Raw genomic sequence first — 12,626 nt, forward strand, 5'->3', positions numbered from 1 at the left:
CCCCGAAACGGACGTACGGCACCACACTGCGCTCTAGGCTCCTCACCAGCAGTTATCTCCTACTGTTCGGGAGTTCGGGTGAGCGTGGAGAAGTTGGTCGTCGTCGGCCAGGGTTACGTCGGTCTGCCGTTGGCGATGCAGGCCGTCGAGGCCGGTCTGGACGTGGTCGGCCTCGACGTCGACGCCGACCGGATCAAGCGCCTCGCCTCGGGCGAGTCGTTCGTGTCGGACATTCCCGCCGACCGGCTCGGCCGTGCGCTGGCCACCGGTCGGTACCGCCCGAGCACCGAGTACGCCGATGCCAAGGACTTCGACATCTGCGTCATCACCGTGCCCACTCCGCTTCGTGACGGCACCCCCGACCTGAGCTTCGTGGAGCAGGCAGGTACGGGGATCGGACCGTACCTGCGGCCCGGCTGCACGGTGGTCCTGGAATCCACCACCTACCCCGGCACCACCGAGGAGCTGCTCCGACCGCTGTTGGAGGCGGCCAGCGGGCTGCGCAGCCCCGGGGACTTCCACCTCGGGTACAGCCCCGAGCGGATCGACCCGGGCAACCCGACCTGGCGGCTGGCCAACACCCCCAAGGTGGTTTCCGGGGTGGACACGGCCGCGCTGACCCGGATCGACTCGTTCTACCGGCGACTCGTGGAGCGGACGGTGCCGGTGGACTCGACCCGGGTCGCCGAGCTGACCAAACTCATCGAGAACACCTTCCGGCAGGTCAACATAGCCCTGGTCAACGAGCTGACGATGCTCTCGCACCAGTTGGACATCGACGTGTGGCAGGCCATCGAGGCGGCCGAGACGAAGCCGTTCGGATTCATGCCGTTCCGGCCCGGGCCCGGCGTCGGCGGGCACTGCCTGCCGATCGACCCCTGCTACCTCTCCTGGCAGGTCAAGCGCCGCCTCGGCCGGCAGTTCCGGTTCATCGAGCTGGCCAACGACGTCAACCACGAGATGCCCGAACACGTGGCGCAGCGGGTGATGGCCGGGCTGAACCGCTCCGGCCGGGCGGTCAAGGATGCCCGGCTGCTGCTGCTCGGGCTGGCGTACAAGCGCAACACCGGTGACATGCGCGACTCGCCGGCTGTGGAGGTCGCCCGGCGGCTGCGGGAACTCGGCGCCGAGGTCCGGGCGGTCGAGCCGTACGCCGAGGCGCACCACCTGCCCGACGGGGTGCTGACGGTGAGCCTGACCGAACGCGAGCTGCGCGAGGCCGACGGTGTCGTGGTGGTCACCGACCACGACGTGTTCGACTACGACCTCGTGGTCCGGCACGCCCGATACGTCTTCGACACCCGCAACCGCTGCGTCGGCCCCACCGTGGAACGCCTCTGATCAGCCGTACAGGGAAGCGGTCAGGACGGCAGCAGGTCGCGCATCCGGGCGATCTCGACGGACTGCTCGCTGGCCACGGAGGTGGCGAACTGCTCCACGGTCAGGTCGACCCCCACCTTCAGCACGTCGGTCGCCATCACCACGGCACCCTCGTGGTGATCGGTCATCATCCGCACGAAGAGGCGGTCGAACTCGGCACCCCGGGCGGCGGCGAGCCGGCGCATCGCCTCTGCCGACTGCATGCCTCGCATCGTGGCGTGGTCGTGCCCGTCGACACCGGCGGAGAGGCCCCGCGCGGTCAGCCAGGCCCGCAGCACGCCGATCTCCGGACCCTGGCTGGCTCGGATCCGGTCGGCGAGGGCACGCACCTGCGGCGCGGCGGACCGGTCGGTGGCCAGCTCGGCCATCTCCAGCGCCTGCTCGTGGTGCGGGATCATCATCCGGACGAACCAGGTGTCCAGCCCGTTGTAGCGCGGCGGCGCGTCGTCGCGGACCTCGTCGGCGGGGCGTTCGACGGCTTCCTCACCGGGACGACCCGGCACGATGACCGGTGGCGCGGAGGCGTCCACCGGGGCCGGCGCGGGGCTGGCGGTGGCGGACGCGGTGGCGGCTGCCGGGGCCGGATCGTCCGATGCGGACACTCCCCGCAACGCGAAGGCTCCGGCGGCCAGCGCCACGGCAACCGATGTGACGGCGGCGAGTAGCCTTCCGCGTCGGGCGGTCATGCCACACCTCCTCCGGGTCGAGGTCGCTGCGATCGTAACCATTCACATTGGACGTAGAATGTGAGCTGGATCACATCGACGAATCTCATCTACGAGTAGGGTACGGCCAACGTCACTACCCTCTCGAAGGGCGTCGCCGATGGTCGGATTGACCCTGCCACGGGGGCGGCAACTGCGTATCGTCAGTGTGGCCGCCACCGGGCTCCTCCTCGCCAGCATCGCCGTTGCCTCGCCCGGCAACGCACAGACGGTCTCGTCGGCGGCCAGCGAGTCCGCCGCAGCCGTCCAGGCACCGCTCGGTGTCGACGAAATTGCCAGCAGCCCCAACCTCAAACTGATCGCCAACCTGCCGAAGCAGGCGCCCTTCGACACCACCGCGGCGCTCGGCACCGACATCGCCTTCCAGGGCAGGTACGCCTTCGTCGGCAACTACGACGGCTTCGTCATCTACGACGTCGCCAAGCCGAGCAAGCCGAAGATCGTCTCCCAGGTGCTCTGCCCGGGCGCGCAGAACGACGTCTCCGTCTACGGTGACCTGCTCTTCCTGTCGACGGACTCGTCCCGCAACGACGACTCGTGCAGCAGCACCTCCCAGTCCGCCACGAACAAGGAATCGTGGGAGGGCATCAAGATCTTCGACATCAAGCACAAGGCCAGCCCGCGGTACGTCAAGGCGGTCGAGACGGCCTGCGGCTCACACACCCACACGCTGGTACCGGCGAAGGACAAGAAGTCGGTCTACCTGTACGTCTCCTCGTACAGCCCGAACGCCGCCTTCCCGGACTGCCAGCCGCCGCACGACTCGATAAGCATCGTCAAGGTGCCGCTGAAGAAGCCGACCGACGCGGCCGTGGTCGCCACGCCGAACCTCTTCCCCGACGGTGGTTACCAGGGTCGTACCGGCGGCTCGGCGACCACGGGCTGCCACGACATCACCGCGTACCCGACGAAGGACCTCGCCGCCGGCGCCTGCATGGGTGACGGGGTGCTGCTGGACATCAGCAAGCGGGAGGCGCCGCGGGTGCTGCACACCGTGCGGGACACCACCAACTTCGCGTTCTGGCACTCGGCCACCTTCAACAACCGTGGCACCAAGGTCGTCTTCACCGACGAGCTGGGCGGTGGCGGCGGCGCCACCTGCAACGAGACCGTCGGCCCGGAGCGTGGCGCCAACGCCATCTACGACATCACCGGTCGGGGTGACCAGCGGAAGCTGGAGTTCCGCAGCTACTACAAGATCCCCCGCACCAACGGCGACACCGAGAACTGCGTGGCCCACAACGGCTCGCTCATCCCCGTCCTCGGCAAGGACATCATGGTCCAGGCCTGGTACCAGGGCGGCGTCTCGGTGTGGGACTTCACCAACTCCCGCAAGCCGAAGGAGATCGGCTACTGGGAGCGCGGCCCGCTGTCGGACAGCCAGCTGATCGTGGGCGGCTCCTGGTCGGCCTACTACTACAACGGGCACATCTACTCCTCCGACATCCAGAAGGGGCTCGACGTGCTGGCGCTCAACGACTGGCGGACGTGGACGGCCAAGCTGGCCCACTTCCGCGAGCTGAACGTCCAGACTCAGCCCAGCTACCTGAGCTGGTAGGACCAGCGCACCGACCGGGCCCGGTCACCCCCGTACGGGTGGCCGGGCCCGACCGCGTAACAGCCGCATCGATTGTCGCGTTTCCTCCCGCCTGTCCCGGGTACCACGTCCGTCACGCAGGGAAGGGGTGTGAGATGACGCGCAACGAGTACCACGTGGTGCCCGACGGCGCCGGCTGGAAGGTCGAGCAGGGCAGCACCGTCGTCGGGACGTACGACACGAAGCAGCGGGCGGTAGAGGCCGGGCGCGTGACGGCACACGGCAACGAGCCCAGCCAGCTCGTGGTGCACACGGCCGACGGCAAGATCGAGACCGAGTACACCTACCAGGACGACCCGTACCCGCCCGCCGGCTGACCGGGCGACACCCAGCGGCGGCCTGTCGACACCATCCACCCCGGGTGCTGTCGACAGGCCGCCGTCGCGGGTCGCCGTCGCCAGCGTCCCCCACCGCCGCCGCGGCACCGCTGCCGCCGCCGTCCGTGCCGGCCGTCACCTGCGACGACACTGAGACCGGCGGGGTACGCCGGGCGTGTCAGGATGGCCGACCGTGACGACTGCCGGGGCTGCCCCGCCCGCCCCGATCCGACCGCCCGGCCGCCGACCCCACCCGCTCGACGCGATCGCCGTCCTGCTCGCCGTCGTCGGGGCCGGTTGCGTCGCGACCGGGCTGTTGCCCCGCCCCGAGGCCGCCGCTACCCTCGGCCGGATCCTGCCGCTGCTGCTCTTCCTCGGCACCGTGGTGGTCCTCGCCGAACTGACCGCGGCCGCCGGCGTCTTCGACGTGCTCGCCACCCGGCTGGCCGTGGCCGCCGGCGGCAGCTGGCCCGCGCTGTTCGCACTCTGCGTCGGCTTCGCCGCGGTGACCACCGTCGTGCTCAACCTGGACACCACCGCCGTGCTGCTCACCCCGGTGCTGCTTACCCTGGCGGCCACCCTGCGCACCGCGGTGGCGCCGCTGGCGGTCACCACCGTCTGGCTGGCGAACACGGCCAGCCTGCTGCTGCCGGTGTCCAACCTGACCAACCTGCTCGCCGCGGACCGGATCGGCCTGGACCCGCTCACGTACGCGAGCCTGATGTGGCTGCCGCAACTGGCCGTGCTCGCGGTCACCACGGTGCTGCTCTGGTACTGCTGGTGGCGGCCGGCCCGGCCGCCCGGCAACCGGTTCCCGGCGCCGGCGGCGCACCGCCCGCCCGACGGGGTGCTGTACCGCACCGCGCTCGCCGGCTGCCTGCTCTTCGTCGGCGCGATCCTGGCCGGCGTACCGGTCGGCCTCGGCTCGACGGTCGCCGCCGGTCTGCTGGTGCTCGCTTTCGCGCTCCGCTCGCCCCGCACGCTGCGGTACGCGCTGGCCCCCTGGCGGTTGCTGCTCTTCGTCACCGGGTTGTTCCTGGTGATCCAGACCATCGGTCGGCACGGGTTGAACGACCTGGTGGCCGGGCTGATCGGGCCGGACGGCGGGGTGCTCGGCGCGCTGCGCGCGGGTGGTACCGGCGCCCTGCTGGCCAATCTGGTGAACAACCTGCCGGCCTATCTGGCCGGCGAGGTGGTGCTGCCGGCCGGGGAACGGCAGCGACTGCTGGCGCTCCTGATCGGCACCAACGTGGGACCGCTGGCGCTGCCCTGGGCGTCGCTGGCGACGCTGCTGTGGCTGGAACGATGCCGGGCCGCCCGGGTCCGGGTGCCGGTGGCCCGGTTCCTGGTGACCAGCGCCGTGGTCGCGGTGCTCGGCACCCTCGCCGCGGTCGGTGCCCTGCTGCTCACCGGCTGACCCTGATCGGGGTGGAGCGGCGTGGCCGGTCAGCCGGCCACGCCGCTCGGCTCAGGCCCGACGCACCGGTAGCTGCAACTCGGTGATCCCCTTGTCGGCCTCCTCGGGCCAGTACTCCACGTAGAGTTCGCGCGCGTAGCCGTCCGTCCGCCAGTCGTTCTCCTCGATCCAGCGGGCCAGCACCTGCAGGCTGCGGTCGGCCGTGTCCATCGGGCCGTGGTGGATCGTCGTCGCCGCCGTGATCGCCGGCAGTTCCACCACGGTGATGCCACCGACCGCTTCCCGGCCGCCCTCGATCCCCACCCCGGCGTGCACGACGACGCCGTCGCCGTCGGCGGCCTGGTCGTACCAGGCCACCGCCGGACCGGCCGGGTTGACCCCGGCGGCCTCCAGCCGGCGGAAGAGCTCCGGGTAGAGCGGCGTCAGTACCGGACCGATGTCCGCGGGGTCGTAGCTGCGGGCGACGGCACTCAGCTCCGCGACCCGGATCGACGGCACCTGCTTGAGCACGACATCCTGGCTGGTCATCCGACCCTCCGTCTCGATCATGTGGAGCCTCGCCTCGACGCTGGACAGTCGGGCGGTGTCCGCCGCCACCTGGGCCGCCAACTGGGCCCGACGCAGCCGCAGCATGCCTCGCAGCTCGACCAGGTCGACCGCCTCGTCGAGGATCGCCCGCACCTGGGCCAGGGTCAGGCCCAGCTCCTTCAGGGCGATCACCCGGTTGAGCCGACCCAGCTGGGCGGCGGTGTAGTAGCGGTAGCCGCTGTGCGGATCGACGGCGGCCGGCGGTAGCAGCCCGATGCTGTCGTAGTGCCGCAGCATCCGGACCGACACCCGGCCCAGGCTGGCGAAGTCTCCGATAGTGAACATGGCTCCCCCACGATCGGCGCTGACACCGTGTCAGAGTCAATCCTGGGCCACCACGGCCGACAACATCTCAGCCGGGAAGCGGGGCCTCGTCGCCGCGGTTGCGACGTGGGGACACCAGCCGGCGCATGATCGGGGTGGCGTTCCACTTCGCCGCACCGACCAGGTCCCGGGCGTGTTCGAGCACCGTGTAGTCGGGCCTCGCCCGACCGGCGGCGAGCGCGGCGTCCAGGTCGTTACCGCAGCGCATCAGCACGCTGTCGAAGTCACGGCGGACCGGCTCCAGCAGGTGGTAGCCGAACGAGCGGTGCAGGCGGGCGAAGAGCGGCTTGTACAACCGGGCCCGCTCGTGCAGCCCGGAGGAGTACGACATGGGGTTCTTCGGCCGACGTCGGATGTAGTCGGGCAGCACGTCGGCGAAGGCCCGCCGGACGATCCACTTCTCCTGGCCGGCACGTAGCTTCAAATCGATCGGCAAGCGCATCGCCAACTCGACAAGCGCGAGGTCGAGGAAGGGCACCCGGGCCTCGACGCCGAAGGCCATGCTGGTCCGGTCCACCCGCTGGAGCTCGGTCCGACACAGGTTGCGGATTTTGTGCAGGAAGAGTCGCCGGGACGCCTCCGGACCGACCTCGTGGTACATGGGGTAGCCGCCGAACAGCTCGTCCGAGCCGTCTCCGGTGAGGACCACCTTGACACCCAACTCCCGCAGCCGCCGGAAGATCGGCACGGAGACGACAGCGTTGATGATGTCGCCGTACTCGGTCAGCTCGGAGATCCGGATCGCCTCCCGTACGTCGGCGAGCCGGATGTCGCGCGGGCGCAGCTCCACCACCTCGTGTGCCACGCCGAGATCCCTGGCCAACCGCCGGGCGTACACCAGGTCCGGGCTCTCCGGCACCCCGACGGTGACGGCGACGCAGTCCGGGTGCAGCTGAGCCGCGTGCAGCAGCGCCAGCGAGCTGTCCAGCCCGCCGGAGAGCACCACGCCCACCGTCAGATCGGTGTCCAGCCGCACCCGGAGACTGTCGGTGAGGGCGGCACGGACGAGCAGGGCGGCCTCGTCCGGGTCCGCCACCACCGGCCGGCCCGCGCCGAGGGCGAGCAGGTCCACGTACGGTCGCAGCTGCGGGTGACCGTCGGCGTCGGCCCAACCGTGGTGCCCCGGCGGCACCTCGCGCACCGGCGCGCCCAGCCGGACCAGCGCCTTGACCTCACTGGCGAGGTGCAGGCACCCCGGTGTCCGTGCCCAGTACAGGGGCTTCACGCCGAGCGGATCCCGGACCAGGTACGCGCGTCCGGTGGCCCGTTCCACCACGACGAAGGCGTACTCGCCCCGCAACCGGGTCACCACCTGCTCGCCCCAGTGTTCGAACCCCGCGAGCACCACCTCGGTGTCGCTGGCGCTGCGGAACCGGTGACCGAGGGCGGTCAGCTCCGCCCGCAGTTCATGGTGGTTGAAGACCTCGCCGTTGTAGCAGAGCAGCCACCGCTCGTCGGCGGAGACCCAGGGCTGCACGGCGCGCTCACGATCCACCACCCGCAACCGCCGGGTGCCGGCGAGCAGACCGCTCTCGTGTCGGGTCTCGGTCACCTCGCCCCGTGGCGCGAGCGTGCCGAGCATCCGCCGGAAGATCGCCGGGTCCGCCTCCGGGCCGATGCTGAGCATGATCCCGCACACGGTCAGCTCCCCATCTCGGCTTCGTACGCCCGGCGCAGCCGCAGCGTCGCCGACGGCGCGAGGCAGATGTGCCACGCCTGGCCCTCGTCCACCACGTTGATCTCGCCCGACCGTTGCCGGTGCAGCAGCAGCCCGGCCAGGGTGTCCCGGACCCCGAAGCGGCGGTACCACTCCATCTCCACGTCCACCGCCCAGCCCAGGCAGTGGCCGCTGGGCACCATGGCGGCGTACCCGAGGCGGCGCAACCGGTACTGGTGTTCGGCGCTGCGGACCAGGCTGGTCACCCACAGCGGCGGGGTGCCCGCCGGGGTGGCCGCGGCGAACTCGCGACCGATGTCGTTGAGGAGGGCGATCACCTCACGGCGGGACCGGCGGAACAGCAACCCGGCGGTGCGCGGCGTGGCGTCGGGCAGCACCCGGCGGCGCAGCGCGCGTACGCCCCGGCCGACGACCGTGCGGGGCTGCTCGGTGTACTGGAACCGCAGCAGCCCTCGCCGCCGCAACCACTCCAGGTCGACCAGTTCGGCGCTGTGGTCGACCTCCGCGTCGGTGAGGAACGTGGCGGCGTCGCGCCACCACATCACGTCGATGCGGGACAGCAGGTAGATGCGCACCAGTGCGGCCAGGTCGGCGGCGGAACTGCGCTCGTTCGGCTGGTACCGGGCCATCTCGAGCAGGAGGGTCTCGCGGGCTCCGATCAGCCCCTGGGAGGTGGCGTCGAGCACCTGCATGATGGCCGGTTCCCGCAGCCGCTGGTCGATCAGCACCTGACGAGCCTTCGCGCTGCTCACCCCGGCGAGCGCGCTCACCTCGACCAACAGTTCGGCCACGGCGTCGCGGTAGGCCGCCAGGTCGGGCGGGGCCGCGGTGACCGGGCGCACGGTGCCCGGTGGGCGTCGGCGGGCCGGGGTGACGGGGAGACCGGGTCGGTGTCCCGGGCTTCGGCTGGGCACTCGCATGATCGGTCCTCTCTGCCGCCGTGACGGTCGCCTGTGACAGAAAGTAACTACACCAATCCGGATGAGTACGAGTAATACTCCTGTATCCCCCTAAGGCGTGGCAGACCACGCGGCCGGCGCGTGCCGCCCGGACGGTACACGGACCGGGCGGCGTCGCTGTACCATTCGGTACAACGACCGTGCTGCGGGGTGCGGTCGACGGACGGGAGGGACGGTCGATGCCGACCATCACCCTGACCGCGGGGACGATCGACTACACCGACACCGGCGGCGACGGGCCGGTCCTGGTGCTGCTGCACGGTGTGAACATGGACGCGAGCCTGTGGCGTCGGGTGGTCGCCGAACTCGGTCCGACCGTGCGCTGCGTCTGCCCTACCCTGCCGCTCGGCAGCCACCGAAGACCGATGGACCGGCCGGAACTGGTCACCCACCGGGGCGTCGCCGCCCTCGTCGGGGAACTGCTCGACGCGCTGGATCTGCGCGAGGTGACCCTGGTCGCCAACGACTGGGGTGGCATCCAGTTTCTCGTGGCCGACGGTCCGACCGACCGGATCGCCGGTCTGGCGCTGGTCGCCTGCGAGGCGTTCGACAACTTCCCGCCCGGAAAGCCGGGCAAGGCGGTGGCGATGAGCGCACGACTTCCCGGTGCGCTGTGGCTGTCGATGCAGCTTCAACGGTTCGGCTGGTTCCGGCGCGCCCCCGGCGCCTGGGGGTGGATGAGCAAGTACCCGATCCCCGACGAGGTGATGGACGCCTGGTTCCGACCGGCGCGGCAGGACCGGGCGATCCGACGGGACCTACGCACCTTCGCGCTGTCCACCCCGCCGAAGGCGGAACTGCGGGCCCTGCCGAACCGGTTGGCGTCATTCGACCGCCCGGTCCTCGTGGCCTGGGCCCGCGAGGACAAGCTCATGCCCCCGTCGCACGGGCCCCGACTGGCGGCGCTGTTTCCCCGGGGCCGACTGATCGAGATCGACGACAGTTACACCCTGGTGCCGGCGGACCAGCCCCGCCGGCTCGCGGCGGAACTCGCTCGGTTCGTCACGACCGAGGTGCGCGGGCCGCACCCCTGAACCCGTTCGTTGCCCCGGACGCACCGTACGCGTCGCCGCGTCGCCGCCGTCAGAGCGTCACCTGGCCCGGCTGATCGGCCGGGTGGAACGCAGGAAGGCCGCCATGGTGGCGTCCGCCGTCGCCCGGTCGCCGGTGAGCGCCAACTCGAACAGGACGCCCCGGGTCATCGCCATCGCCATCCGCGCCTGGATCCGCGCCTGCGCGGGCGGGTGGCCCACCTCCTCGAAGAACCAGCCGAGCCGGTCGGTCCAGAAGGTGATCCAGGTGCGCAAGGCGCTGGCCCAGGCGTGCCCCTGCATCGCCGCCGCCGACATCTCGAAGAACAGCGGCGCGAACGCCCGATCGTCGGCGAGCCGGACCCAGAAACGCCAGGCGCCGTCGTACGGGTCATCGACCGCCTCGCGCAGCAGCGAGTCGAGCAGTTCCTGCTGGTCCCGCCAGACGGCCTCGACCATCGCGGTGAGCAGCCCATCGCGGGAGCCGAAGTGGTAGATCAGCATCCGGTGGCTGGTCCCGATCTCGGCCGCGAGCGTACGCAGGCTGGTGTCGCCGACACCGTTGGCGGCGAAGTACGCGATCACCCGTCGCAGGAGGGCCTCCTGCGGACCGCCGACCGGCGCGGTGACTGTCACGACCCGATGCTAGTGCGGTGTCCAGGAACGGTGGCGGTGTCGCGGCGAGGTCCGCACGGCGATCCGCCTCCCGCGATGCCGGACAGCCGTCGACGAGACGGCAACGTCCGTGGTGGTACCGCCCTCGGCGACGCCGCGCACATGTTCGGGTGGTCGCCGCAGCAGTTCGGGGGAGGTGATGAAAGGCTTGACCCATGAGTTCCACGCCCGTACTGCCCGACCCGTCCGCCGAGCCGCCCGCCTTCACGGAACTCGGCCTACGACCCGAACTGCTCGCCGCGCTCGCCGGGCTCGGGTACGAGGAGCCCACGCCGATCCAACGGGAGGCGATCCCACCGCTGCTGAGCGGCCGGGATCTGCTCGGGCAGGCGGCGACGGGAACGGGCAAGACGGCGGCGTTCGCCCTGCCGCTGTTGCAGCGGATGCCCGACGACCGGGCGGGGGACGACCCGCACGCGCTGGTGCTGGTGCCGACCCGGGAACTCGCGGTGCAGGTCTCCGAGGCGTTCCACCGCTACGGCAAGGACCTCGGTGCGCGGGTGTTACCGATCTACGGTGGGCAGCCGATCGGTCGACAGTTGCGGGCGCTGGACGCCGGCATCGACGTCGTGGTGGCCACTCCCGGTCGTGCGCTGGACCACATCGCCCGGGGCACGCTGCGGCTGGGCAATCTCGCCACGGTCGTGCTGGACGAGGCCGACGAGATGCTCGACATGGGCTTCGCCGAGGACATCGAGGCGATCCTGGAACACACCCCCGAGCAGCGGCAGACGGTGCTGTTCTCGGCCACCATGCCGGCGCGTATCGACGGGATGGCCCGAGCGCACCTGACCGATCCGGTGCGCATCCTGATCGCCCGCGAGCAGCCGGTGGCCGGTGAGGCGCCCCGGGTACGGCAGAGCGCGTACCTGGTGGCGCGGGCGCACAAACCAGCGGCGCTGGGGCGGGTGCTGGACGTCGAGTCGCCCACCGCGGCGATCGTGTTCTGCCGCAGCCGGGAGGAGGTGGACCGGCTCACCGAGACGATGAACGGTCGCGGTTACCGGGCGGAGGCGCTGCACGGCGGCATGAGCCAGGAGCAGCGGGACCGGGTGATGGGGCGGCTACGCGCCGGCACCGCCGATCTGCTGGTCGCCACCGACGTGGCGGCCCGTGGGCTCGACGTCGAGCAGCTCAGCCACGTGGTCAACTTCGACGTGCCGTCGGCACCTGAGTCGTACGTGCACCGCATCGGTCGGGTGGGCCGAGCCGGCCGGGAGGGGGTGGCGATCACCCTGGCCGAGCCCCGGGAACACCGGATGCTCAAGACCATCGAGCGGGTCACCGGGCAGCGGATCACCATCGACAAGATCCCCACGGTCGCCGATCTACGGACCCGTCGGCTGGAGCTGACCCAGGCCGCGCTGCGGGAAAGCCTGCTGGAGGACGACCTGGACCCGTTCCGGGTGATCGTCGAGACGCTCAGCGACGAGTTCGACCTGATGGAGGTGGCGCTCGCCGCCGTGAAGCTGGCCCACGAGGCGACGCTGCCCGGTTCCGACGAGGCCGAGGAGGAGATCCCGCAGGTCGCGGTCCGCCCGCCTCGGGAGGGCCGGTCGGCGGGGTACGAGGGCCGGGGCGAGCGCCGACCGGCGCGGCCCCGCACCGCCGGCACCACCCAGGTCTTCATCGGGGTGGGCCGGCGGGCCGGGGTGCGCCCGCAGGATCTGGTGGGCGCGATCACCGGGGAGACCGGGGTCCGGGGCCGGGACATCGGCTCGATCGAGATAGCTGATCGCTTCTCCCTGGTCGAAGTGCCTCTCGACGTCGCCGACGAGGTCATCGCCGGGCTGCGCGGCAGCACCATCAAGGGCCGTAAGGCCACCGTCCGCCGCGACCGGGAGGGACGTCCCAACGAGCGCCGATTCGACGGCGGCGACCGCCGCGACCGCCGCTGAGCTCGGTCACCTTCCCGCGCCCGGGTTTCCGTCGCCT

General features: G+C 71.2%; 11 protein-coding genes. 6 read left to right on the forward strand and 5 right to left on the reverse strand.

What is annotated here, in order from left to right:
- Positions 1-78 precede the first annotated feature (78 nt).
- Positions 79-1,341, forward strand: coding sequence for a nucleotide sugar dehydrogenase (locus tag KBX50_RS08050; protein WP_210935933.1), 1,263 nt, complete (start codon positions 79-81; stop codon positions 1,339-1,341).
- Between the two features lie 20 nt (positions 1,342-1,361).
- Here the strand turns inward: KBX50_RS08050 and KBX50_RS08055 are convergent, their stop codons facing one another.
- Positions 1,362-2,066 carry a DUF305 domain-containing protein gene (locus KBX50_RS08055; protein ID WP_210935935.1) on the reverse strand — a complete coding sequence of 235 codons (705 nt, stop codon included), beginning with the start codon at positions 2,064-2,066 and terminating at the stop codon, positions 1,362-1,364.
- A 139-nt stretch (positions 2,067-2,205) separates the two neighbouring features.
- On the opposite strand from KBX50_RS08055, the gene KBX50_RS08060 reads away from it, so the two are divergent.
- The 3 genes from KBX50_RS08060 to KBX50_RS08070 all read left to right on the forward strand — a co-directional run bounded on the left by KBX50_RS08060 (position 2,206) and on the right by KBX50_RS08070 (position 5,436).
- Positions 2,206-3,663 carry an LVIVD repeat-containing protein gene (locus KBX50_RS08060; protein WP_210935937.1) on the forward strand — a complete coding sequence of 486 codons (1,458 nt, stop codon included), beginning with the start codon at positions 2,206-2,208 and terminating at the stop codon, positions 3,661-3,663.
- A gap of 134 nt (positions 3,664-3,797) precedes the next feature.
- Positions 3,798-4,019 (forward strand): DUF2188 domain-containing protein, encoded by a 222-nt coding sequence (locus KBX50_RS08065; RefSeq protein ID WP_210935939.1) that lies wholly within the window; start codon positions 3,798-3,800, stop codon positions 4,017-4,019.
- A 193-nt stretch (positions 4,020-4,212) separates the two neighbouring features.
- The gene (locus KBX50_RS08070) at positions 4,213-5,436 is read left to right on the forward strand and encodes an SLC13 family permease (RefSeq protein ID WP_210935941.1); all 1,224 of its coding nucleotides are present in this window, start codon (positions 4,213-4,215) and stop codon (positions 5,434-5,436) included.
- 51 nt (positions 5,437-5,487) lie between these two features.
- Here the strand turns inward: KBX50_RS08070 and KBX50_RS08075 are convergent, their stop codons facing one another.
- The 3 genes from KBX50_RS08075 to KBX50_RS08085 all read right to left on the reverse strand — a co-directional run bounded on the left by KBX50_RS08075 (position 5,488) and on the right by KBX50_RS08085 (position 8,946).
- The gene (locus KBX50_RS08075; protein WP_210935943.1) at positions 5,488-6,309 is read right to left on the reverse strand and encodes a MerR family transcriptional regulator; all 822 of its coding nucleotides are present in this window, start codon (positions 6,307-6,309) and stop codon (positions 5,488-5,490) included.
- A gap of 67 nt (positions 6,310-6,376) precedes the next feature.
- Entirely contained in the window at positions 6,377-7,987 is a 1,611-nt protein-coding gene (locus KBX50_RS08080) for an asparagine synthetase B (RefSeq protein ID WP_210935944.1), read from the reverse strand.
- A gap of 2 nt (positions 7,988-7,989) precedes the next feature.
- Positions 7,990-8,946, reverse strand: a complete 957-nt coding sequence (locus KBX50_RS08085) for a DUF5715 family protein (RefSeq protein ID WP_210935945.1) — start codon at positions 8,944-8,946, stop codon at positions 7,990-7,992.
- Positions 8,947-9,164: 218 nt separating this feature from the next.
- Here KBX50_RS08085 and KBX50_RS08090 point away from each other — a divergent pair, with 218 nt between their 5' ends.
- Positions 9,165-10,019, forward strand: a complete 855-nt coding sequence (locus KBX50_RS08090) for an alpha/beta fold hydrolase (protein WP_210935946.1) — start codon at positions 9,165-9,167, stop codon at positions 10,017-10,019.
- 57 nt (positions 10,020-10,076) lie between these two features.
- Here the strand turns inward: KBX50_RS08090 and KBX50_RS08095 are convergent, their stop codons facing one another.
- Entirely contained in the window at positions 10,077-10,652 is a 576-nt protein-coding gene (locus KBX50_RS08095; RefSeq protein WP_210935947.1) for a TetR/AcrR family transcriptional regulator, read from the reverse strand.
- A gap of 194 nt (positions 10,653-10,846) precedes the next feature.
- On the opposite strand from KBX50_RS08095, the gene KBX50_RS08100 reads away from it, so the two are divergent.
- Positions 10,847-12,589, forward strand: coding sequence for a DEAD/DEAH box helicase (locus KBX50_RS08100; RefSeq protein WP_210935948.1), 1,743 nt, complete (start codon positions 10,847-10,849; stop codon positions 12,587-12,589).
- Positions 12,590-12,626: the final 37 nt, after the last annotated feature.

Source organism: Micromonospora sp. C51, assembly GCF_018070435.1.
Lineage (GTDB): Bacteria > Actinomycetota > Actinomycetes > Mycobacteriales > Micromonosporaceae > Micromonospora > Micromonospora sediminimaris.

Excerpts from the sequence above, each read along its gene's own strand:
- KBX50_RS08055 (WP_210935935.1), bottom strand. The coding sequence starts at position 2,066 with ATGACCGCCCGACGCGGAAGGCTACTCGCCGCCGTCACATCGGTTGCC.
- KBX50_RS08060 (WP_210935937.1), top strand. The coding sequence starts at position 2,206 with ATGGTCGGATTGACCCTGCCACGGGGGCGGCAACTGCGTATCGTCAGT.
- KBX50_RS08065 (WP_210935939.1), top strand. The coding sequence starts at position 3,798 with ATGACGCGCAACGAGTACCACGTGGTGCCCGACGGCGCCGGCTGGAAG.
- KBX50_RS08075 (WP_210935943.1), bottom strand. The coding sequence starts at position 6,309 with ATGTTCACTATCGGAGACTTCGCCAGCCTGGGCCGGGTGTCGGTCCGG.
- KBX50_RS08085 (WP_210935945.1), bottom strand. The coding sequence starts at position 8,946 with ATGCGAGTGCCCAGCCGAAGCCCGGGACACCGACCCGGTCTCCCCGTC.
- KBX50_RS08090 (WP_210935946.1), top strand. The coding sequence starts at position 9,165 with ATGCCGACCATCACCCTGACCGCGGGGACGATCGACTACACCGACACC.
- KBX50_RS08100 (WP_210935948.1), top strand. The coding sequence starts at position 10,847 with ATGAGTTCCACGCCCGTACTGCCCGACCCGTCCGCCGAGCCGCCCGCC.